Annotated in this window: 15 protein-coding genes; 1 reads left to right on the top strand and 14 read right to left on the bottom strand. The window is 42.7% G+C overall.

The features are described from left to right. Window positions 1-4: 4 nt before the first annotated feature. From ASG93_RS01740 to ASG93_RS37015, 14 genes are all read right to left on the bottom strand, one after another. Window positions 5-1726, bottom strand: coding sequence for a sensor histidine kinase (locus tag ASG93_RS01740; protein ID WP_056828204.1), 1722 nt, complete (start codon window positions 1724-1726; stop codon window positions 5-7). 102 nt (window positions 1727-1828) lie between these two features. Then, window positions 1829-3184, bottom strand: a complete 1356-nt coding sequence (locus tag ASG93_RS01735) for an ABC transporter substrate-binding protein (protein WP_056828202.1) — start codon at window positions 3182-3184, stop codon at window positions 1829-1831. A gap of 114 nt (window positions 3185-3298) precedes the next feature. Then, the gene (locus tag ASG93_RS01730) at window positions 3299-4129 is read right to left on the bottom strand and encodes a carbohydrate ABC transporter permease (protein WP_056828200.1); all 831 of its coding nucleotides are present in this window, start codon (window positions 4127-4129) and stop codon (window positions 3299-3301) included. A 15-nt stretch (window positions 4130-4144) separates the two neighbouring features. After that, window positions 4145-5080: a carbohydrate ABC transporter permease gene (locus ASG93_RS01725; RefSeq protein WP_056829262.1), complete on the bottom strand. Its 936-nt coding sequence runs from the start codon at window positions 5078-5080 to the stop codon at window positions 4145-4147. 221 nt (window positions 5081-5301) lie between these two features. Next, window positions 5302-6348, bottom strand: a complete 1047-nt coding sequence (locus ASG93_RS01720; RefSeq protein WP_235550696.1) for a glycoside hydrolase family protein — start codon at window positions 6346-6348, stop codon at window positions 5302-5304. A gap of 90 nt (window positions 6349-6438) precedes the next feature. Next, entirely contained in the window at window positions 6439-7392 is a 954-nt protein-coding gene (locus tag ASG93_RS01715; RefSeq protein WP_056828198.1) for an alpha-L-fucosidase, read from the bottom strand. A gap of 247 nt (window positions 7393-7639) precedes the next feature. Further along, complete coding sequence (locus ASG93_RS01710) at window positions 7640-9721, bottom strand: DUF5054 domain-containing protein (RefSeq protein ID WP_056828195.1); 2082 nt, start codon at window positions 9719-9721, stop codon at window positions 7640-7642. Window positions 9722-9735: 14 nt separating this feature from the next. Further along, entirely contained in the window at window positions 9736-10629 is an 894-nt protein-coding gene (locus ASG93_RS01705) for a carbohydrate ABC transporter permease (protein WP_056828193.1), read from the bottom strand. A gap of 16 nt (window positions 10630-10645) precedes the next feature. Further along, window positions 10646-11536, bottom strand: coding sequence for an ABC transporter permease (locus ASG93_RS01700; protein ID WP_056828190.1), 891 nt, complete (start codon window positions 11534-11536; stop codon window positions 10646-10648). A 75-nt stretch (window positions 11537-11611) separates the two neighbouring features. Next, a complete protein-coding gene (locus ASG93_RS01695) occupies window positions 11612-13273 on the bottom strand; it encodes a hypothetical protein (protein WP_056828187.1) in 1662 nt (553 codons plus the stop codon). Window positions 13274-13414: 141 nt separating this feature from the next. After that, a complete protein-coding gene (locus ASG93_RS01690) occupies window positions 13415-15178 on the bottom strand; it encodes a sensor histidine kinase (protein WP_056828185.1) in 1764 nt (587 codons plus the stop codon). Further along, window positions 15175-16572, bottom strand: coding sequence for a response regulator (locus tag ASG93_RS01685; protein WP_056828183.1), 1398 nt, complete (start codon window positions 16570-16572; stop codon window positions 15175-15177). The genes ASG93_RS01690 and ASG93_RS01685 overlap by 4 nt, the downstream gene beginning before the upstream one ends. Before the next feature lie 229 nt (window positions 16573-16801). Then, window positions 16802-17104 carry a hypothetical protein gene (locus tag ASG93_RS37020; protein ID WP_200984428.1) on the bottom strand — a complete coding sequence of 101 codons (303 nt, stop codon included), beginning with the start codon at window positions 17102-17104 and terminating at the stop codon, window positions 16802-16804. Window positions 17105-17116: 12 nt separating this feature from the next. After that, window positions 17117-21197: immunoglobulin-like domain-containing protein (locus ASG93_RS37015; protein WP_414858838.1), on the bottom strand; the 4081-nt coding region annotated here is incomplete at its 3' end. A 1011-nt stretch (window positions 21198-22208) separates the two neighbouring features. Here ASG93_RS37015 and ASG93_RS01670 point away from each other — a divergent pair. Then, window positions 22209-24029: a PAS domain-containing sensor histidine kinase gene (locus tag ASG93_RS01670; protein WP_056828178.1), complete on the top strand. Its 1821-nt coding sequence runs from the start codon at window positions 22209-22211 to the stop codon at window positions 24027-24029. Window positions 24030-24144 lie beyond the last annotated feature (115 nt).

Genomic DNA, 24144 nt, shown 5'->3' with positions numbered 1-24144 from the left:
TTCTTTATCTGATTGGAAACTGTAAATTAATCGATACTCCACCAAACTCATTTGAACTAATGCCCATTTTGACTTCTACGCCATATGTTAATCTAAGCCTATTATATACATTAGCCAACCCGATACTTCGGTTAGAAGCCTCTGGTTCCACTCTTGATTGCAGCACCCTGATTTGTAACTGATCCATTTCCAACTTAGTCATTCCTGTACCATTGTCTTTAACTTCGATCAGGCACTTCTCACTAACTTTCTTCACGTTAACCCAAATTGCCGCATCATCCGGAATCTCGTAAAAACCATGTAGTATAGCGTTTTCGACCAAGGGTTGCAGCAGTAGTCGCGGGATGTCAATGTCCTCCATCTCAACTTCAAGAGAGATGTGAAGCCCAATTCGCATATTATTGCGCATCTGCATAATTTCCACATAATCTTCTAATAACTTGCATTCTTGTTTTAAATAACACTTCTCATTAACGCGCATGTAGGCCCTAAGCAAGCTCATTAATGCATTAATTTGCCTGCTATTTGCAGAGTCCCCTTCCGTTATTAAGTTGCATTTAATCGAATTCAGCGTATTCAACAGAAAATGAGGCTGGATTTGCGAGAACAAGGCATCAAGCTCAATAATCCGTTTCTCTTCTTGCTCCTGCTCGACTTCTGTAATGAGCAGGTTTATCTGATCAAGCATCTCATTAAAGGACTTACCAAGCACGGCAACTTCGTCTGTCCCGCTAACTGGAAAGCGTATTAGCCTGTCACCGCTGCCGAACTGATCTGCTGTTTTGCGAAGCTTGTTTAAGGGAGTATGAAGTGTTTTGGCGATGAAAAACGATATGATGATAAAAGCTAGTATGCACAAGGATAAAATAATGGCATAAAAACTGAATACCTTGGATATTTCCGAGGTAATTTCCTTTGAAGAAAACTGGTACACTAGCTTCCATCTTGCTCGAGGAATTGTGGACTGCACTTCCAGCTCATACTTTCGGTCCAGTAACGAGTTCTCTTTTGGATAACTATAAATAAGTTCTCCTTCGGAGGTATACAGCTGAAATTGACCTGAACCGCTTCTGGCGAAGGTATGTTCAAAGTATTCAGAGGGTATGCCCACGTACAACGTTCCGATCATTTCCCCATTGTCGGCATTTCGAATGACTTTCACAGCAAAATAAAACGACTCTGCCTCAGGGGTGTACATCTGTTTGATTCGTTCCCCTTTTAACCATTGGACGGGACTCGCACTCATATTATTGTTCAATTTAGAAAGGTTTATTTGGGACAGCCAACGGGTTAAATCCGTATAGTCCAAGGAGTTGTTGGTAGCATAGCTGACAAAATTGCTTTTGTTAACATAGAACACTTGTGCATTTAGTCCTGAAGTTTTCGAAAAGGCTATATCTAGATATTCGGATATACGTTTAGTGGTGAAGTAGTCTTTCGACGAGCTCAGCTTCTGAACATCCTTGAAGGAAAACAAATCATTGTAAAAACTACTATCTTTGTTACTGAATACATAAGAGGCGTAAATGATATCCTCCACATTTTTGTTCAAGTCAGATGAAATGACATTAACGACACTCTGATTCGTATCGTGCACCTTGTCTATGACCATGCTTTTTACCAAAGTATAAGACACTAAAGTAACGAATGTGAGCGGAAGCAGAATAAATATTGCAAATGATAGTTGGGTTTTCCTGTAAAATGAAAATCTCATTAGCCATTTCATGCTCTCTTAACTCCAGTCTCTCAAATTCTTTGTTATCCACAATAGCATATATAATCGGATACTTGAGAACAGAGAAAGGCAGCCTGCTGGCCGCCTTTAACCTTACTTTTTGTTTTGTTGAATAATTTTATTCGCATCATCAATCATTTGTTTTTGTGCAACTTCTGGTGTCAGATTATCAAGCAAGAATTTGCTCAATCCGTTTTCCAGTACCGGCTTCAACTGGCTGGAGTACGAGGTAGAGTAGGATGGGTCGTAAACAGATTTAATGCGCTTGTCGAACAGTGTTGCAGAAAGGGAGTTAACATCAATCAAATCCGTTTTGTCACCTACGAGCGCTTTAAGAACTTTATCTTTATCGACATCTTTCAAACCTGGCAAGTCACGGATAAGGTCCAATTGCTGTGTTAAGTATTTGGCAAATTCATAAGATTCTTTCTTATACTTCGAGCTTTTCCCTACGCTTACAAAGCCTCCACCGAGATTGGACGTTCCGACCTCTACATTTTTAGAGGAGACAGGCATCGGCGCGAATACGGTTTTGAACGTATGTGGGAATTTAGTTTTATCCTTAATCAGATTCAAGACAAAGTTTGCAGTAGGAATCATTGCTGCCTTGCCGCCCAGGAACTCGGAATCGTAACGCAGCTTGCCGCCAATAATGTCCGAGTAAAGCTTAACGGATTGATCGTCTTTCTCCATTGCACGACGAAGATTAAAGAAATTTTTGAACGACTCGTCTCCGAAAACCGGCGTTTGATCCTTTTTCAAATATGGATTTGGCAGCTCGGTATAGGCTGTCATGTTCGCATATTCTCCCCAAGTATGGAAGAAAGCGCCGTATTGTTTGGTATCACCGCTACCTTTCGTCATCTTCTTCGCGTATTCGCGGAAATCATCCCAAGTCCAGCCCCATGTTGGAACAGGCAATTTTGCAGCGTCAAGAGCATCTTTGTTAATTGCAACCAACCATAGCTGACTGCTATTTTCCAGTCCGTATACCTTACCATCGTATTTCGGTGTCATGAAGTACGTATTATCAGCATTGATATTGTCTTTTTTCAGATATTCATCGAGTGGCTCTAATACACCGCGGGCTGCCCTTTCAGTTACGAAGTCAACATTTGAAAAATCTGTTACGTCGATGCTTTCTCCGGATGCAGCCATGAGATCAAGCTTCTTGTAAAAATCCAGTGTGTTTCCATTATTGACTAATTGCACATTCTCTACATGAATATTTGGGTTCTTCTTCTCAAAGTTACCAATAATTTGATTGATCTGCTCAATGGATGGGCCAGTAGCCCAGTTGTAATATTTAATCGTCACTGGATTGGCAGCGGTAGCAGTTGCAGTTGGAGTCGCCGTCGCGTTCGGTGAAGTAGCGGCTTGCTGTTTTCCACAGCCTGCCAACATGGAGACTGCCAACCCTGATACTAAAATCATTTTTAAAGCTTTCATGTTTGTTCCCCCTAGAACTATTTGAATTGGACTGTGTTGATAAACCTATTGTATATGGTTATTTCACTTCGCTGTGTGCACTATTTCGATAAGAATGTGCACTATTTTTGTTTTTTATCCTTTGACACCGCCGCCGGCAATTCCATTGATCACTTGTTTTTGTAAAAGAATAAAGATAATGACTAGCGGAATAATCGCAGAGACTGAAGCCATCATTGTGATTGCATAGCTGGTGGCATATTCATCTTTGAAAGCTCCCATGCCCAAAGGAATTGTAAATAATTTTTTATTCATCAAGAAGATCAGAGGATTCTGATAGTCATTCCAAGTCCACAGAAATTTCAGGATTCCGACCGTTGCAACGATCGGCTTAGCCATAGGCAGTGCGATTTGCCAATAAATTCGTAAAAAACCTGCTCCATCGATCTTGGCCGCTTCTAAATATTCATGGTGAATGCTCAACATGAACTGTCTCATTAAGAACGTTAAGGCAATAGAGAAAGCCCCCATCAAAATCAAGGCTGCATGTGTATTGTATAGACCGAGCCATTTGATCATAATAAATCGAGGAACCAATGTCGACTCTGCTGGAACCAGATAAAAAGATAACAATAAGATGAACATCTGATTTTTGAAAGGAAAGTTGAGCTTTGCAAATGCAAATCCAGCCATCGACGAGAAAAGCAATGTGAGTAATGTCAAAATGCACGCTATTTTCAAGGAGTTGAAGTAATTCAAACCGAATGGAACGGTTCCCATCCACACGGTTTTGAAATTGTTGATAAAATTCCAATCCGTAGGAATCCATTGAATCGGGAACGCCATTACATCTTTTTCAATTTTCGAGGCAGCAGATATCATCCATAGTAATGGTGATAAAAATAATAGTGATAAGAGTCCCATGATTACAGTAATGACAGTCTTTGTTATTGTGGTTGTACCCATCGTTTCACCAACTCTCTAAAATTGTTTCTTTTGAATCCGCCACGTAATGGCAGTTACAACGGATATAATGAGAAATAAGACCCAAGACAATGCCGATGCATAACCCATTCGGAAGTTTTTAAAACCTTCTTCATAAATATAATATACAAGTACGTTTGTGGAATTATTAGGACCACCCTCTGTCAAAAAGGCAATTAAATCGAAAACTTTAAAGGAAGCGACGATGGATGTGATGCTAAGGAAAAAAGTCGTCGGTCCAAGCAGAGGCAATGTAATACTCAACAACTTCTGAAACCAGTTCGCCCCGTCGATGGATGCTGACTCGTACAGATCTTCCGGAATATTCGTTAATCCAGCCATGTAGATGACGATGTTATAGCCGATATTCATCCAAACGGCTACAATAATAATTGCCCATAGGGCGAAATCTGTGCTTCCTAGCCACTTAGGCGGATCAGAAATACCTAAGCTCATAAGCAAATGATTGACCGGCCCTTTTGAAGGGTGGAACAGCGCTGTAAACACGGTTGCTACAGCAACACCTGTTGCAATATAAGGAATGAAAAAAACGACTTTGAAATACTCCTTGAGGTATACGACTGAATTGATAATAACCGCTAAAACCAAGCCAAGCGCCATGCCTATTGGAACAGTTACTAACGAGTAGAGCGCATTGTTCTTTAGCGCGAGGTATAACTTCGTATCCGTTAACAACCCTTTAAAATTATCCAATCCAACAAAATGAATGGCTTTTACACCGCCTACCAAGTTCCACTCCGTAAAGCTCAAATATAGCGAGAATAACAAAGGGAAAACACCTAATAGTAGAATGCCAAGAAATTCAGGTGCAACAAACATTAAACCTACAGCAGATTCTCTTCGCTGATTTGTCCAAAAGGATCGTTTACGAACCTTTGGCTGCACCTCTACCCTGTTCATGTCCAAATTCATTGCCACTTCGACTCACTCCTTCTCTATTTGTTTCACGTTTCCGCGATCGTTGTATTGTAATGATAATCAAAAAAATAACAATCAACGAGATATGGATTTTACCCAAGTGTGCAAAATGTTTACCTTTTAGGCTCATTTCGCATCATTACTCCGAATAGCGTGCTACATTAAGTGCTAATAATGACAAAGCAGCCAGGATAACCTGACCGCTCCAATGAAACTTATTTTTTTAGAGGGATAACCATGTTCCACGTATTTTCTGCATGTGTAAATTCGCCAGGACCATCTGCTGTAGCAAAAAACATATGGGTCGGCTTATTATCTTCAAATAAGATGAATGGTCTCTCTAGACTTCCCATTTTTTGCTCCGTTCCATCATTCCACTTGATTATGCGCGTGTATGATTTCTGGCCTTTAATAGCTTCCCATTTCAAGCCGTCTCTTGATCGTGCCAAAATTCCCCCATGGTACTCGCCGCATATATTGCCGGTCATATCCTTGGCGATCATTTCATACCCGCCTGCCACTTGATATATAAACGGATCCTCTAAATTAAAAATCTCAGTTGGAAAAATAGATTCTTCTGATAAAGCCTTATAGGGCCCCATATAGTGATCGGCACGAGCCACACCAAATGACATTTCAAAACTATGCAAAAATGTCGGATAAGGCTTTGATTTATAGGTTCTCGTCTTATACACGAGCAGAACGGATCCATCTTCATGAATACATGGCGCCGGATTGGAAGTGAAAAAGTTGTCAAACTTGCTTGGTCTTGGCTGCAAAATGGGGCTGTCCAGTCTCTCCCATGGGCCCAATATACTCTTGGAAGTGGCAATGCCTATCCGCTTATTTGAACGAGCTACTATACATCTTGGATCATTCAGGACAAGTTGTTCATCGGATGATACATCCTTGAATGGGTGGGTTGACCCCATATAGTATAAAATGTACGTGTCCTTATGTTTGACAATCTGCGGGTTATGAGTGCTTCTACCATCCCAGTATTCAGCTCCTCTGGAAGGCAAAACAACTTCTTCAAACTGGTAGGATCCCTCAGGTGTATCCGAAACAGCTCGTACAATCTCTGATGCAACAAGCCAGCCTGGGTGCATAGGCAGGTCTTTGGACCATCTTGAGGCAAACATATGATATCTGTTGTCTTCGCCCTTTATAACAGAGCCGCACCAAACCCAATAGCCTTCCATTCTAAAACCGCCGTTTCTAGGCGCTGGAAGCATTTTTTTATACAGCATCAAATCATTCATCTACTATTACCCCTATCATTAATTAACTTTTGAATACGAATAATTTTACTTTGAAAATTACCCAAATATTTCTTGCGTCATCATGTTTTATCATTCAAATATCTCTTTCCTTTCATCCAATCTTTTCGAAACTCGATGCAGCATCTCAACGGACTTCTCAGCCATTGAACCATCCTCGTAAATGCCAATGTTAATCGTTGCGGCAGCGCCTCTCATCTTGCAGGCAACGATATATTCGTAAAGCTCATCTTCCGAAACCTTCGGCGGAACAATCTCGCCAGGTGCATCCCAATGCCCCCAAGAGCAATCGAGCCAGAATAGTACATGCGGCTGCATGCCAGTTGGAAGCTCCTCAGGTGGATACTTCCCAAAGTCTGCCTCGCCTGCTAGGAAATCCTCTGTATCAAACACATAGTTCATTGAGTTCGCACCCGGACACATCGAAATGGCAGCTTCGGAATTCCCTGACCTTACTGCCGCAAACCATAAATCGCGGTCAAAGCGGGTGTTATCCCATTCCCGGGTTCTTAAGAATGATTTTTCCGCAGCATTGTAGCAACCATCAAACCACCAGCCGTCCGCCAAACGCCCAAATTTATCGGAATACTCTTTAACAAATATCATGTACTTTTTCATAAACTCACTTTTATCAGACGGATGAAGATCCCAACCAAAGGCTTCTCGCAATTTTTCAACGTTGGCGTCAACTTCGGTAGGCAGATAGGCAATAAACTTGTTGCCTGATTCTTTCACTCGGACCGCAAGCTCAAGCGCGAGATCGCGCCTTGAACAGCAGCCTGGCGCAATGCTTTCAAGATACTTGTTGTAAGAGCAATAATACCCGGTGTTTTGTCCCAGTGTAAAAATTAGCCAGTCAGCACCTGAATGGTTAAATTGTTCCATGAATGTTTCCATGTCAAATTTATCGATCATTCGATTAAAATCCTGTTCATGCTCGCCTGACCTGGGCTGTGTGTGACTTAAATAATGAACCATCACGCCAAAATGCTTCACTTCTTTCATCCATATTGCATTTCCTGACATCCCAATTTCTCCTTTAATTTCATTTCATTACTTCGAACGGATAACCCTACGTCAATGAGCGAGTATCTAATCTTATTATAAAAAGCAGTAGACTTTTTGAGTGTATTTAAATTCTACCTAACTGTGCACTTTCATTACTTTCTGCAGCTAAATTTGAAAACGGGCTGGAGCTTGTGGATCATCCCACAAGCTCCAGCCCGCCATTTTTCCTTTCGCATTTGTATCATGCTGTTATGTTAAAACTCTATTATCTATTAGACCTGAACCGTAATCGGAATCGGTATTTCATATCTTCCTCGAACCACATGCGAAAATTGGTTCCCCATACGTTGTTATGCAAATTAAAATGAAATCCACCTTCCAATGGAGCGAACGTATTGTTAAATTGCAGCAATCTTCTTTCACCCGGACATACGATGGGAGCATCCAACGTCTCGATTATGAGACTCCCATCCGCACCTTCATAATAAAGTCCTGTATTCACAGCGTGCATATTCCGGTTGCCGTTCTTAACTACCGATAACGGCGAAATCCGTGTACCCAGTTTATCCATCATCCACATGTTCGGATTGTCAACAAATGGGACAAACGAGAACCAACTTGCTTCTGGCAAACGGCATGCCGGTTTATCCTTCCAGTTCAATTCCACATCAATGTTCAAATCGTTATGATGGAACGTGTATACTATCTCAAGCTGATGAGGTGCGCCATAATGATTGCAAGCATCGGAAGGCATCTCCATTTGAGCCCATACTTTGTCGGCGTCCTCTTCTCTTTCCAATTGAAGGCTTCTTAGTATCGGACGGTACTGCTTATTCTCCGGAGCTGGATCTGCATATTCGATACCGGGCTTCCCGTGATCGGGAATCGCCCAATAATAATGCTGTTTCATGTTAATCGTGTATTCCTTAAAATAACGGTCGTAGTTTACTTTGCCGAACGTTTCGTAATGGAAGACAGCCAACCTATTTTCATCATTGGCCCATATTTTCCCATTGGTATCGACCAGTTGTTCGATAGAACCGTCGGAAGCAAAGCTAACACGGAATTTCCCTAACGAATAGCATCGGTTCATTTCAAGATTTTCAATGTTAGCGGCGTTATTCGAATGATTAGAACGGACAGGGGTCAGGTTGTCTAACACTTTCATCGCTTCGATTTGCAACTCTGAACTAAGCGCTGACACCGCCTGATCCAAATAGGCGCGCTGCTCCTCCCACGAGCTTTCAAAGTGACGATAGCTGCGCTCTTTACGAGCAAGTCGATTAAATGCATCGTATGCGCCTTGAACCTCTTCATTCCTAAGTTGATCCCTCGATCTCGCCGCCGCAAAATCCGCTGCAGAGTAATTTACGTAATCCGCCAAATAGGTTTTCTCATCTAACCCCCAAGTATGCTCTGGGATTAACATGAGACGATTGCAGAACTTACCGTAACTTTCGCCATTTGGATCTAACGAACCTGTTTTCACCCATTTATCTCTTAATCGAAGCATTTCCCGGTAACGCGCCGCTTTCAAGGGATCGGAAGCCGTGCCGTGAATCCACGAATCACCAATTTCCTCACTGACGACTGGAAGCACATGCTTACACTGCAGCAACTTTTCGGCGAATGCGTCCAGTGTTGACGCAGCAATTACCGCACCTGGGTATTCGGCTTGCAATCGGCTGTAAATTTTATCCATTTCTTCTAAGGAAGAAGGACCGCTATTATCACCTGTGTGGGCAAAATAGAGCACATCCTCTAATCCCTCCACTTCCAGAACTTGACCATAATCATCGGCATAGTTCACGATCAGCTCGGAGCCGTCGCTCGCCCTCCAAACAAACGCTTGCGGGACGCTCGGAGGCTTGCAGGAAGGATTTACTCCCACATGCAAATAACGAATTCCGTTTCTAGCCAATATAGGCACGATGCCAATCGTATGTCCGGGGACATCCGTCATTTTCGCAGCAATCGTCTTTTTCCCGAATCGTTGATCCAACTTCTTGGAAATCGACAAGCCATATTCAAGCAGAGTTTTATCCATCAGTTCCGTATGAGTTGTAAAAGGAAGACCGTGCCAGGCAATTTCTCCTCTGCTAATCGCTTGCTCCATTTGGATCCGCTGCTCTTCTGATGCGGATTGCAAATATTCCTCGATCAACCAAGACCCAACTGTCCAAATAAATTTCGACCGTCTATCCTCTCTTCCCATACGTTCTGACAATGATAAAGCCTGCGGAATAAACAAATTCATATACTTGTCAACCACATTAGCCGCAAGATCGGTAAACCCGATATCCAAATGTGTTTTGAAAATAACATGTACTTTTTTAACTGTCGTCATAATTCGACCTTCCTTCATTCTTTCACAGATCCGAGCACGATTCCGTGAATAAAATATCTTTGCAAAAATGGATAGATCACCAATAATGGGAGCATCGTCACAATAAGCTTGGCGGAATTAAGCGTTTTATCCGAAGCTTTAAATAGTTTTATTAATTCTTCGGTGGTTAAAGAGCTTAGTAATTGCGGATCGATCCGTACCACCAGCTGTTGAATATACGTCTGAAGCGGATAGTTTTCCGGCTTATTCATAAAAATTAATCCGTCAAAAAAGGAGTTCCAATGCCCGACAATACTAAAAAGTGTCACTGTTGCCAATGCAGGAAGCGATATCGGAATAAAAATTCGTAAGAGCGTATTAATGGGTCCTGCTCCATCTACAACCGCCGCCTCCGAAAGCTCCTTAGGTAAATTTCTGAAAAAATTCATAATCAGAATGACGTTAAATATCGGTACGGCCCCAGGTAATACTAGCGCCCAAATGGAATTCAGCAGATGCAGCTCAGCTACGGTTATATAAAGAGGGATGAGCCCGCCTGAAAAAAGCATACAAAACACCAAGAACCACATATACATGTTTCGCCCAGGAAACCTGTTCGATTCTTTTGACAATGGATATGCCATCAGGACCGTTAATATAAAGTTGATCGCTCCGCCGATCGCAACTCGCTTCACTGACACAAGAAAAGCTTGAAAAAATTTATGATCTTGCAAGATGATCTGATAAGAGGACCAATTGAATCCAACCGGCCATACGGTCACGATTCCTGCATTCGCCGCGGATTTATCGCTAAAGGAGAGAGCCAGCGTATACCATAGTGGAAATAATGACATGCAAAATATGAGAATCAATATCAAATAATTACCAAAATCAGCGCTTCGGCTAAGCCACGTTCTAGACTGAACCATAAAAATTTCCTCCCCCCTAAAAGATTCGATAATTAGCAAATTTGCTCGCCAGCTTATAGGATAATGCGATCAACAAGATAGCAACGACTGATTTCAGTAAGCCGACGGAAGTCGCCAAGCCATACTGAAAATTGACGAGCCCCACCCGGTAAACGTAGGTATCGATAATGTCACCGGAACTGTAAACTAGCGGGTTATATAAGTTAAACACTTGGTCGAAGCCAGCATTTAAGATATTTCCTAAGCTTAGCGTAGATAACAAAATGATCGTTGACATAATACCGGGAAGCGTTATATGTCTCAGCTTGCTTAACCTGCCGGCACCATCTATTTCCGCCGCTTCATACAAGGCGGGGTTAATTCCGGCCAGTGCCGCTAAATACACAATAGCGCTGAAGCCAAATTCCTTCCAAACGTCACTTCCGACGATAATATAGCGAAACCAACTATTATTCGCCAAAAAAAGAATAGGATCAATACCAAATAGGCCAAAAATTCGGTTAATAATCCCGTCTAAGGAAAGCATGGTGGTCAAAATCCCCGACAAAATTACCCAAGATATAAAATGCGGCAAATACACCACCGTTTGCACCCATCGCTTAAACCATCGAGTTCGAACCTCATTTAAGATCAGCGCGAAGGTAACGGGCACAATGAGCCCTGCTATTATTTTCATGGAAGCTATAATAATGGTGTTTAGAAATACAATTCGGCTGTCCGGGATCTGAAGCATGAACTTGAAATTATCGAGACCGATCCACTCTTGCTTGAATATCGGAATGCCTGGTATAAAATTTTGGAACGCAATGACGGCCCCAAACATTGGGATCAGGCTGAACAGGATGAGGAAGACCATTCCCGGTAGCAGCATTAAATGATAGGTGATGAGCCATTTGCTCGACCTCATACCCAAACCTCCAATCGATTCTGAATAAAGGAGAAGCGCCATGCGAAAGGCTGGCGCTCCCCTGACCTTCATGTTTTAGTGGTTCATTTCTTGTGTAACTTCGTTAGTGATATCCTTACCGCCAAGGCTATTCCATTGAGAGACGAAAGAATCAAAGCTATCCAGCGGTGCTTCTCCCATAATAATCTTCAGGAAGGTTTCATTTTCAAGTTTTTGTAAAGTAGCCAACTTCTGATCCATGGATTTCGTTTTTCCGAAAAATACATTTCTGACCATGCTGATTTTATCGGACCCCATCAATTGAGAACCATCCATTCTAGCCATTGCATCGCTCCAGGCGTTTATATCTTTTTTCGGGTTGTCCTTATTTTGCATTACATGATCATAATAAGATTTTAGTTCCGCATTTAAAGAAGCCGGATTTTTTGCATCAACGGCCTTTTTAAGCTCCGCTGAAGTTTGGTACACCGTGTCTTCCGGACCCACTTGCAGTGAAAACGGCCACAGCCCCCACATCGCGCCAACTCCTGGCACATCCTTGTAAATATCTTTCGCTCCCAGATCAAACTGTCTAATGCCGTCATATTCCACATTCAGGGCTCTGACAACCGCCTCCGGATTCGCATACCCTTTACGAACGACAAGAAAACTGCTTGTCGGGTCTTGATCTGCGGTATTAAATTTACCTTTCGTATCAAGTGGCGCAAGGAACGGCTTCCATTCCGCCGCGGGATCATTCTTGACGGAATCTGGCAGCGGCCAATACGAAATCCACCATGGACCAAAAACAATGCCTACCTGGTTGTTGGCAATTACTTCGTTAGGATCTTTACGGAGCGCAAATTCTTTGTCAATAATACCCTTAGCATAAAGATCATGCAGCTTACCTAATGCTGTCTTCATCTCAGGCAATGTCGAGCTGTAGACGACCTTGCCAGAAGCATCTTTAAGCCATTGGCCCTTGTAGGCATTCATCGCACCGAAAATCGGGTCGAAGCCGTTGTTAGCATTCCAGCCTGCAAGCGTCGGCATACCTGTAAAGCCAATCGTCCCTTTTCCGCTAGCATTCTTATCAACAAATGTTTTCGCGATGTTTTCCAGATCGTCGAGCGATTGAGGCGCTTTCAATCCAAACTTGTCTAACCAATCCTGACGAATCCATGTAATGTTAAATTGCTGACCAATATTCGTATTCGGAAGCGCCATCAGCTTTCCATTAAACGTCGCCCGTCCCAGAACGCGGTTATCATAGGATTTATATAGCCCTTTGATATAATCATTCGCATTGTCATTATACACTTTTGTAAGATCTTCAATGAGGTTGGCTGCTGCAAGCTGCTTCAATTGCTGCTCGTTTACAATAAATGCGTCTGGTAAATCATTGCCTGCGATCGACACGCCAATCTTTTGAGCATAAGCATCCGGGGTCTCTACTTGCCAAGTTAAGTTAACCTTTACATTAAGCTTTTTCTCCACGTAACGAAGATACTCATTGTTTCCTACTGTATCGCCATTTGGAAGCTTTAAATCTTTGGTGTTGTATGCTTTAGCGATATTGAGGGTAACAGGCTGATCGTACTTGACATATGGACCTTTTGAAGCTGCACTAGGCGTGGTTGAAGCATTGCTGCCAGGCGCTGCCGAACTAGAAGGCGCAACCTCATTCTTTGTCTGGCTGCAAGCGCTAACAACTATCATTAGCGAAGCCAGGGCTAACATGGACCATTTTTTTGACATCTTCCTTTTGCCCCCTCTGAATGAATCTGAACTACATCTTAAGAGTAGCAGTAAGCTGAAATGATCCGAGAGAGAATTGTGGTGTTTTCAGGTGGAAATTCGTCTTTTTAATAAAACAATGGAATCGTTTCGACCGTTTTCCTACTCGTTCTGACCATTTTCATACTTCGGCTTTCGTAGTGGAATGGTTAATGTTACAACGGTACCATGTCCTTTCAAGCTTTCAATAGTAAAACTGCTATGATCACCGTAATACGTTTGCATCATTCGTTTGACATAGTCGAGACCGATACCTAATCCTGATTCCTTTAATGGATTTTTCTCTTCCATCATCACTCTTGAAATTTCTTCCGTGGTCATTCCTCTCCCATTATCCTTAACTTCAACTTGCATGGTATGCTTGTCGCTCCTTCGGATGCTGACTGTGATCTTACCGGTTTCATCATGAAGACCATGATAAATCGCATTCTCCACAATGGGTTGAAGGATAAATCGTGGAATTTCGATGCCCTGCAAGCCTTCATCAATCTCGGACAATACTTGAAAATCATAATCATAACGAATCCTCTGTAAGGTTACATAGTCTTGTAAGGCTTCAAGTTCAACTTTGAGCGGCACGATTTCCCCCTTTTTCCCAAGGTTGTAGTTAAGTACAAGTGTGAAAACGGAAACAAGCCGGTCGATTTCGGATTGTCCGTTCATTTTGGCCAGCCATTGAATCGTATTTAGTGTATTGTGAATGAAATGGGGATTAATCTGGTAGAGCAGCTTTTCAACTTCAAGCTTCCGCTTATTCGTTTCACGCTGTTCAACATCGGTAATCAATTCTTGAATTCGATTTCTCATTTGAAATGATTTACGCGTCAGCGCATCAAATTCAGCTATGTTCGTATAAGCAACAGTTGAATCGAAGCGGTCATCCGCTAGCAGCTCGATTTGCTTGCCCACACTCTTTAATGGACGATACACCATTCCCCATAATATGTAAGCAAACATCAAGCTGATGAGCAAGCTTGTGCACACGATTAAAGTGAATCTCACAAGCCATGAATAGAACTCATTCTCATAATCCTTTTTATTGATGACCGCGAGCAGAGTCCAGCCTTGTTCATTCCGCTGTCCGAAAATATATGTATTAGCTTTGACTGTCTTAAACGAGACTGGTGATGGTTCCACTTCAAACCGCATGCCCGGCTTAAAGGATTCCGCTGCATCGCTATAAACAATGATACCTTCATCATTGATCAGCACATTGGATGCGGGCATTCCATACTGCTGCTTGTTCAACATATTTTCGAACAATTTAAGATTTGTCTCGATATAAATGTAAGCCTGATTCGTTTCATCCAAGTTGTTCGGATTATAAACCGGCCTTAGCAACGAAAAAACCTGGTTATCCCCATATCGATATAGTGTGCGATGCGGACCTGAAAAAACGCCGCCTTTCCACTTCGCAAGCAAGGGGAGATTTGAGAAATCTGCATCAGGGCGAATCACCAAATTTTGAAACGGAATTTCGTTCTCTTTTGACAAGCGGTACAAAATGATACCCAGATCAGGGTTCGTAAAGTTTACCAGGTTGAGATTACTTTGTATGGCCTGACTAAGCTCTAATTTTTGATAACTGCTGTCCATCGACATATAACTTAGCAACTTTTGCCCCACGCTGCCCTCATTCGTAAGCTGTAATGAAGCGTAATCCATATTGTTGAGCGTGCTTTGAAGGCTAGAGCTGGTCAGCTTCAATGTATTGAACAAACCCGATTCAATTTTTTTGCTGGTACTATTTTTAAAAGAGACTACGGAAACTGCACCTAATAGGAATAAGGGGATCAATGTACTTAACAATAAGATGATGATCATTCGTGATTTTAAAGTAGGTGTAAGAAGGTTAAATCGCTTCATTCTTTTTCCCCGCTATTTGAGATTCGTTGTTTGCGATAATCGTTCGGATTGATCCCATAGTGATCGCGAAATAGTTTGCTGAAATATTTTTCATCCTGAAAACCGGTTTGTTCGGCGATTTGATAAATAGGGAGATTCGTTTCGTTTAAATAATCGACAGCCTTGCGCAGCCGTATTTCTTTTAAATATTCGCCATAGGGCTTCCTCACCGTTTCTTTAAAGATTTGGCTGAAATAGCCCCCGCTCATTAAATACTTGGCTGCCAATTCATCCCGGCTAAAAGAGTAATCGGTTGTTTGTTGGATATGTCTAATCGCTTTCACCAGATTTACGACGATTTCCGCCCCATATGAATGTTGCTTCATTTCATTCCGAATGGCTGTTCGAGTCTCCTTAAACCAATCTACCAAAAATGTCCAAAGCAGAAATTGATCATTGTTTTGTAAGCGCTTTCTGTCTGGTTCGTTTTGTACAATTTCAAGCCAAGGCGTCATTAATTCATTCATCAAGTTGTGTACTTTATTCGGCTCGGGCATTGCATGTACCATTTTTTTGAGTAATACGGCAAAATGTTCATCGTCATAGATCCAGCGCATATCGAGCCACTGATCCTCCACCAAACGCCACTCTTCATCAGAATTCAACCGAAACTCAGATATCGTCTTCAAAGAAAGCTTTCCCATCTTTTGGCCGGGCTCGAAATGATAAAATTGAATGAATGGCACTATGACTCGAAGTCGATCATAGAAAAACGGAGTCGATTGCGGATTCCTTCCCTCTACATCCAGCCAGATCGAATTCGTTTGCCAGGATATACAGGATTGGGCTTGAACGTATGCATCGCTATGTTTCATGGAAGTGATGAACCACACACCATTGTCTATTTTGATTACCAATTCAGGTTCTATAAATTCTAAAGGGAACTGTTCGGATTTGTCCTCGCCAACGAGCACGTGACCGCAAATCTCATATTCATTACTTGCGCAGCTCTCAGCGGGAATTCGATTCTGCTTTTCCTTGATGATTCGGCTGGTGATCCGTTCAAGAGCATGCTCTATCATTTCTTGGTCAAGCTGTGTCTTAATGATATAATCAATCGCACCAAGTCGCAGAGCTTCCTGAATATAGGTAAAGTCCTGATGGCAGGTAAGCACAACCATCCAAGTGTAGGGAAAGCGCTCTCCAATTATTTTCATCAATTCAAGACCACCCATAATAGGCATTGTCAAATCAACAAAAATAAGATCTACTGCATGTTCCTGCAGAATTTCAAGAGCAAGTTCGCCGTTCCCCGCTTCTCCAACAACTTCAATCCCATATTTATCCCATGGAAAAATAGAAATGATTCCTTTTCGAACGAGCTTTTCATCATCGACGATAATGGCTTTGAGCATTAGATACACCTCGATCTATTAGAATGAATCCATGAAGATCAGGCACCATTCCCTCAAATGTCAAAGGCTGAAATCGTGGGAATCAGTGAGCTAAACGCAGAAAATCTTATTGCTTCATTATAAATTGAAATGACTCTGACATCCAATATGTTATCGGCATTTATAAAAATGAAAAACGGGCTGGAGTTTGCGAATCATGCACACAAACTCCATCGCCCGCCACCCGCAATCATCCTATTTTAGATCTCAAACCGAATGTAATTTTAAGAGGAGTTGTTGAAACAAGTGTATAGGTTGAAGGCAATACAACTTCAACTTGATATTTCCCAGCTTCCAGATTTTTGGTGTTCAAATTAAAGATATATTGATTAGCTGTATTATCATAACGGAAAAGCGTCCCTGTGGAAGCGTCAGTCGAAATCACATCTTCAATATCTGTTCCATTTACATCAGCTGACAAGTATGTGACTTTTATTGATGCACTTAAATTGGATACGTATTGATTTAAAGCGTCCGTTAGCTGGAATTTCACTGGGACTGTGCNGGCACATCCTCTGCAAAACGGTGCGGAGAAGGAATATCATCCCTGACAAGTATGTGACTTTTATTGATGCACTTAAATTGGATACGTATTGATTTAAAGCGTCCGTTAGCTGGAATTTCACTGGGACTGTGCTTCCTTGTTTGAAAACACTTGAACCATCCAAGTTTATCGGTTGTAAAATTCCACTAAACTTATAGACGTTTATTACTTGAACAGTTCTCGTAGCGATTGCTGTGTTTCCAGCATGATCTTGGACACCGTACGTAATTGAATAAATACCCTCTTTGGATGTATCAACTGTTCCGGTTGTTACAATCGAGCTCGTTACATCGCCATCTACATTGTCAGTAGCTGTCGCCCCAGCGTCTGTGTAAGTCGAACCCAAGTAAGCTGTTAAAGAATTAGAGCCTGATACCATTATGGTTGGCGCAGTCGAATCCACATTTTTAAATTTCGGAAGATTAAACACGACATAAGCCTTACCTGGAATTGACACCACTGGGAAGAATATCGTCTCAACACCTTGATCGGTCACTCGGAAAGGATTGAAGGTTTCTACTGTAAGCACAGTGGAATCCGCAAGTTCGGTGACGTCTTCTACCTTCAGTCCGTATCCCGAACCGTCGCCGAATCTTGTCAGGATTCTTTGACCTTTTAATGCCTCTGGATTCGAGAATTTGCCTTTAACGGTAATTGTATTTTTCCTACCGTCCGGATCTAAAGCCGTATTGAGGGATGATGTCGTTGCAGCAATAATATCCAACTGCTGCGTGTCATTGCCGATTAAAATATGCGCCTGCTCCGCTACTTTCCCCTGTCCGTTCACATAAGTAAACAGAAGCTTGCCTGTCGTTGCATCGATTCGGGCCAAGGCAGCACTTCCGGCAAAGGTGATGCCGTTATAGCTGCGCTCTTTGGTATCGTTGCTAGCATAAATAATGTCGTTGTACTTGCCGCTATGCACGACGGCAATGCTTGTCATCGGGTCCTTATCGTCTGGTGTCACCCAATCGACACTACCCACCAGGTCCATTTCGCCATTGCCGATCGCTTCATGAACGGCGCCGAATTGCGTAATTTGGTTGGTGTCGGACACAATGTGTCTTCTGATAAGATTAGGCGTCAAATAATTCGCTTCATCCGCTTTCGTATTAATTCTTCTAGCCGTTGGCATCTTCGTCAAAAATACGTCCGAACCGTTTACCCCATTCATGAAGGTGTGCACGGCCGCTCTCGTTTGTTGCCCCGTCCATGTAAAGTCGAAGCTGTTATTAATTCCTACCCCTGCCTGTGGGTTCTTCAGAAGATCTCTGTCGACAGACAAGCCTTGTGTGCTATTGATGCTAGTCAAATAGGTCTTCAAATCCGGTTTTCCCGTATCTGTCAATTGGATACCATTCATCTGGACATTCATGTCTTCCAGCTCTGATCCCCGTTGGTAAATTTCATGCGCCTGACCGCCCTGCATGCGGGTCAAGTCAAACGTATAATTGCGGTTGCCGTCCAGATTGACCATCATCATCATTCTGCGGTTCATTGTCGCGCCTTTGCCTGCTACTCCCGGGTCGGATCCTTCCACCAGCTGCACCTTCTTGCCGTTCGCATCTCCAGAGTCGTATGCCAATAGTGCGGGCTCAGTCCAATCATCGCTCGCTACCTCATTCGCTCCGTCTTGTCTCCATACCCACGGCATGCTCATCCAGTGCGGCCTGAACGATGGGAAGCGCAGGTTGGCGCCGCTGCCGTCTGGATACCCGCCGGTGTGTACGTAGCCTGTATAAGGCAATAGCTCAACTCCCCCACCCCACAGGTCAAGGGATAACCAGTTAGTATGTGTATGGCCGCCGGCAAAGCCCCGGTTCGTATGCTGGAACAGTAATCCGGCGCGGGTTGCCTCTGTCGTGTCGCCCTGGAATAATCCGTAATATCCCAAGCCCGGCAACTCAATGTTTTTCAATCCCTTGCTGACCAGAGGCAGCGGCTGAGGGCTCCCCAGCTTAGGGTCGGAATCGTTTATCGGCACTGCAGTGCCATCCGGATAAATCAGTTGGTTTGTGGCAAAGCCAAGCGATTGCTGCAACAATGGCCACCTTGGAGTTAAATCGGATTGATTCAGGTGAATTCCGAATGCGGTGTCCTGATAGTCAGCGGGATCGGTCCAGTCCTTGATCACATTGATGGTGGTCACCGTATTATTGGCTACCTGGTCTCCATAATGGGAGGTTTCTTCATACCACATACCGTCCGAAAGATGACTGCTGCCGTCCCAAAGCCGATCAAGGAAATTTACGGCCTGATGAATCATATCCGGATCATTAAGAAGCAGAGCCGTGACAGCACCGGATCGTGTACCATAAGGCGTTATATTGTCGAGTCGCATGCTGTTCATTTCTCTGTAAGTCTCGTAGGCACCGGGCCTAATCCAAAACTCTTGAATCGTTTGCTTTACCTCCGCGGCGGAAAGCGAAGGGTCAAGCTGGCCCCATATATCGGAATCAAATAACGCGCCGTAGGCATAGACGGTATCCTGGGGGAATACGTTATTCCCCGAATAAAAGTCGCTGTAGTTGTGGTTCAACACAATGCGAGGATAATCCAGCGCCTGATAATAGAGAATGAGGGCGGATCTTCTTGCGTATTTCGGATCGTTCGTCAGTTTGTAAAGCTGAGCGTAAAGTCTGGCGTACTTTTCAAACTTGGATCGCGTATTTGGAAAAATTAGTTTTGCCGAATCCTGGGATACGGTCTGGATAAACGTACTCTCATCCATGTTCAGATACGTTTGAAGTTCTGGCCATGTGGTCATGATTTGGTCGAAGCTGTAATCGACTTCGGGTCTATAGCCTACCCATAGAACGGATTTCAGATCATCGGCGCTAATGGAATGCGCGTTCCATTGGTGAACAGGTTCTTGGACAGTAACCTGAAAAGACTTGCTAATCCCGCTGTAAGATTCGGTCGCGGTAATGGTTGCCGTTCCTGTATTGAGTGCCAGCAATCCGTTTCCTATTACTTTTGCGACTCCGGGATTGGAGGATGTCCAGGTGATCTTTTCTACATAGGCCGGATTCGGAACCGTCTGGTAGGTTAAAATAGCTGCTTTTCCTTTATCCATAGTCATATCGGGAACAATAAGATCTTGAAGCGGCGGAACAATATCGCCGACTTTCAAATTGGCAATCAAGGTGCGGCTTGGCGTTTTACTTGCATTTGTATTTTGAGTAATTTTATTTTGATAGATGCCAATCCAATTGCCCAAATCCAGATTGTTGACTCTCAGAACGCCATCGATCCAAACACGATATCGATGGTTTGGAGTATCGAGATCAATGACGATGTCATACCATTGGTTTACTGCATAATTACCTAACACATTCCCTTTGAAGTCCTTGATCTTCCCAGCATTATCAAACGAGAGCAAGCTGGACCAAGCAGGCGAGCCTGTCGGCGGAGTCGTGCTCGTGCTCTTCATCTCGAAGATCGATCTTGTTGAATCCGTATTGTTGAATTTAAGCCGGGTTTGGAGAGCTATTCTATTCGTGTTATTAATGCCGGCTTTATACGATCCGATACCGCTTGTAACCGCTTCTAAATAGAACACGTCGCTAGTACCGTCGCTCACAAGCCCTGCGCTATTCTGCGGAGCACCGCTCGCGTCTTTTGTTGGCGTAATCGTCCCAAGAAATGACGAATCTAACGTTATTACACCCGTGTTGGCTACCTGGAGATTATACTGGTTAAAATCAATGTTCACGATTGATGGGTTGATGAGAACAGGTGAAAGCGGCGCTTTCACCGTAATGTCGATGGAAGCGGTAATGGAAGGATTTAGCACGGACGAAACCGTTATCGTCGCCGTTCCTGAAGCCATGCCAGTGATTACGCCTTGGTTGTCCACTTTCACAATATTCACGTTGCTGGAAACCCAGTTAAAGCTCTGTTCTGTCGTATTTGACGGTGTTTTAACCAGTGTCAACGGAGTGGATTGATTGATGAAGAAGTCCCCGCTCAACGGCTGAATAGAGAGCCCTGACAGAGGCACCGGGTCGCTGATCGAACCCGCTTTCACGGTGGCGATCATCATCCGGCTAGGGGTTTTGCTTGCATTATTACCTTGGATAAGTTTGCTTTGGTACACGCCGACCCAATTGCCCAAATCGAGATTGTCTACCTTTAGCGCTCCGTTGATCCAGACGCTGTACCGATGGTTGGGCGAGTCCAGATCTACAACGATGTCGTACCATTGATCCGCCGCATAGGTGCCGAGCACATTATTTTTCGAATCTTTGATATTTCCATACTCATCAAAAACAAGCAACGTCGGCCATGCAGCAGTTCCTGACGGCGGGGTTATGCTCTTCATCTCAAAGATGCTTCTGCGCGAATCTGTATTATTGAATTTCACTCGGGTTTCAATGCCGAATCGATCCGTTTTATTAATGCCGGCTTTATACGAACCGATACCGACTGTATCCGCTTCCATAGAAAATGCCTTGGAACCGTTTCCGGCATCGACTAGCCCCGCCAAATTGCTGCCCGTTGTCGTTGCAACCGTTCCCAATAATTTCGTATCCAGCGTATATGTTCCATTCGTAACAGTGGTAGCGCTTACATTAAAATCAATGTTCGTGAAATCTCCGGAGACGTTAACAGGCTCCCTTTGCCCTGCTGCTGAAACTTCAGCAACCACGGGAAATGTCGAGGCCACTAGCAATATCGATAAAAAGATTAGCATTATATGTTTTCCAATTTTCATACAAATTCCCTCCGTGGTTTAGAATATCGATCCAATTCAATTGAATAGAAGATAGTCTCAATCCATTTACCTATTTCCTGTACGGATTTCAACGGTAAACAAGACTGTACTTTTTATGTGTTTCGTTCCATCATTTGAATCCCCCTCCCACAATACGGACATCTAGTCATAGTATAAACAGTAGAGCACTTTGGGAGGGTGCATAATATTTACCTGAATGTGCAGTTTTACTACTTTCTAATCACCCAAAACAAACAAATGTCTAACCCAGGCTGTACCTGGAACAGACATTAGATATATACTAATCGTAATCTGTATTTAAGGCAGGTATAACCCATGGATAAAGACACTCTTCAAACAAATCTAAGCAAACAAAATATCTGCATGGATGAACTGCTTCAGTCTCTTTTCGAATCCACGACTGACGCTATTTCTAATAGAGACATGCAGGGAAATATACTTCTCGTCAATAGTGCCTTTGAAAAAACTTACGGCTGGACATATCAAGATCTGACAAATGACCCCTACTGCTTGGTACCTGAAAATTACATAAACGAGACGAAAGAAATATTTCATCAGATTAAATTCTCTGGAAAGAAAATTTCGGGATATGAGACCGTACGTAAACGAAAAGATGGTACGATTGTTCATGTATGCCTAACAGCTTCCCCTATAAGAGATTCAGCAGGTAATATCATTGGCACTTCAGTTATCGCCAGAGATATTTCAGACCGCAAAAAGGCTGAAGAAGCATTGCTGGAAAGTGAGGCTAACTACCGAATACTAGTGGAAAATACAAACGACATTATAAGTACCTATGATTTGAACATGAAAAAAATATTTGTATCTCCTTCTGTAGAGCTTCATTTGGGATACACCCCGTATGAATATCTTCAGGCGGGAACTTTTGATTGTATTCACCCTGATGATGTAAAAACAATAGTAGATCTACATCAATCAATCTTTACGCATAAAAAAAATGTTCAAATCGAGTTCAGATTAAAACATAAAAATGGATCGTGGGTGTATTTGGAGTCGCATTATGTGCCTATTTTATCTGTGAACACTGAGATAGAGAGCTATCTGGTAGTTTCACGAAATATCTCAGAACGAAAACGATCAGAAGAAGCTTTACGGAAGAGTGAGGAACAATACAGGTTCATTGCTGAAAATACAGCAGACTTCATTTCTGTGATTGATAAGTATGGTAATGTAACGTACAGTTCTCCTTCACATGTAAAAAAGTTAGGCACCGATACAATTTACTTTGAAAATATCCATCTTGACGATGCTTCTATCGTCTGCGAACGGTTTTCATACATGCTTCAAACGAAAACTCCCGTTCTTTGTGTATATCGATACAGACTTGAGAATGGGAACTGGATCCATTTGGAATCAAGAGGAATGCCTTTCTTCAGCACTGATGGCGAATTTCAATACTTTTTCAACGTTACACGTGATATTACGGAGAGGAAACAAAACGAAGAACTTCTCCTGAGAACAGAAAAGCTGTCAGTCATGGGAGAATTGGCTGCAAGTATTGCCCACGAAATAAGAAATCCACTTACCTCACTAAAGGGCTTTATTCAATATTTACAACCCTCACTTTCAGAGAATTCTGCTTTTACTGACATTATGTTGTCTGAACTAGATCGAATCAACTTTATCGTGAGTGAACTGCTTGTCTTGGCGAAGCCGCAAAATCTCCATGTGAAACCGGTTCTTTTGCACACTATCATAGAAAACGTTGTAAAGTTGCTTGAATCCGAAGCTAATTTAAGAAATGTCGAAATTATGACAGAACTTGTAAACACATCTGTTTCGATCAACTGTGATCAAAATCAATTAAAACAAGTATTTATCAACATCATGAAGAATTCCCTAGATGCCATCACATCAAAAGGCGAAATCAGTATTCAAACAAAACTTCTAAGTGACAACCTCGTCCTTATTCGTTTTACTGATAACGGCTGCGGCATTTCGCAGGAGCTGCTGCCCAGACTTGGGGAACCTTTTTACACTACAAAAGAGAAGGGAACAGGATTAGGTTTACTAGTTAGTAACAAAATAATTATAGATCATCAAGGCAGTATCAACATCACAAGTGAAATCAACAAGGGTACAATCGTAGAGATCACTTTTCCTATCTCCACATGAAGCTCTCCATGGAAAAATTTCAAAAAAACGTGACTTGTCGGCTTTAACGAATGATCATGTTTCCCTTCGCCAGCTTATAAAACTAAAGGGCATCAAAAAGGGGCAAGTCGAATGT

It is taken from the genome of Paenibacillus sp. Soil787 (genome assembly GCF_001429545.1).
Lineage (GTDB): Bacteria > Bacillota > Bacilli > Paenibacillales > NBRC-103111 > Paenibacillus_E.
Note: the sequence above shows the minus strand (reverse complement) of the source record. Positions and strands in the feature narration are given on the sequence as shown.

What these genes read in the sequence shown, in the direction of transcription:
- ASG93_RS01740 (WP_056828204.1), bottom strand. Translation starts at nt 1,726, where the DNA reads ATGAAATGGCTAATGAGATTTTCATTTTACAGGAAAACCCAACTATCA.
- ASG93_RS01735 (WP_056828202.1), bottom strand. Translation starts at nt 3,184, where the DNA reads ATGAAAGCTTTAAAAATGATTTTAGTATCAGGGTTGGCAGTCTCCATG.
- ASG93_RS01730 (WP_056828200.1), bottom strand. Translation starts at nt 4,129, where the DNA reads ATGGGTACAACCACAATAACAAAGACTGTCATTACTGTAATCATGGGA.
- ASG93_RS01725 (WP_056829262.1), bottom strand. Translation starts at nt 5,080, where the DNA reads ATGAATTTGGACATGAACAGGGTAGAGGTGCAGCCAAAGGTTCGTAAA.
- ASG93_RS01720 (WP_235550696.1), bottom strand. Translation starts at nt 6,348, where the DNA reads ATGAATGATTTGATGCTGTATAAAAAAATGCTTCCAGCGCCTAGAAAC.
- ASG93_RS01715 (WP_056828198.1), bottom strand. Translation starts at nt 7,392, where the DNA reads ATGTCAGGAAATGCAATATGGATGAAAGAAGTGAAGCATTTTGGCGTG.
- ASG93_RS01710 (WP_056828195.1), bottom strand. Translation starts at nt 9,721, where the DNA reads ATGACGACAGTTAAAAAAGTACATGTTATTTTCAAAACACATTTGGAT.
- ASG93_RS01705 (WP_056828193.1), bottom strand. Translation starts at nt 10,629, where the DNA reads ATGGTTCAGTCTAGAACGTGGCTTAGCCGAAGCGCTGATTTTGGTAAT.
- ASG93_RS01700 (WP_056828190.1), bottom strand. Translation starts at nt 11,536, where the DNA reads ATGAGGTCGAGCAAATGGCTCATCACCTATCATTTAATGCTGCTACCG.
- ASG93_RS01695 (WP_056828187.1), bottom strand. Translation starts at nt 13,273, where the DNA reads ATGTCAAAAAAATGGTCCATGTTAGCCCTGGCTTCGCTAATGATAGTT.
- ASG93_RS01690 (WP_056828185.1), bottom strand. Translation starts at nt 15,178, where the DNA reads ATGAAGCGATTTAACCTTCTTACACCTACTTTAAAATCACGAATGATC.
- ASG93_RS01685 (WP_056828183.1), bottom strand. Translation starts at nt 16,572, where the DNA reads ATGCTCAAAGCCATTATCGTCGATGATGAAAAGCTCGTTCGAAAAGGA.
- ASG93_RS01670 (WP_056828178.1), top strand. Translation starts at nt 22,209, where the DNA reads ATGGATAAAGACACTCTTCAAACAAATCTAAGCAAACAAAATATCTGC.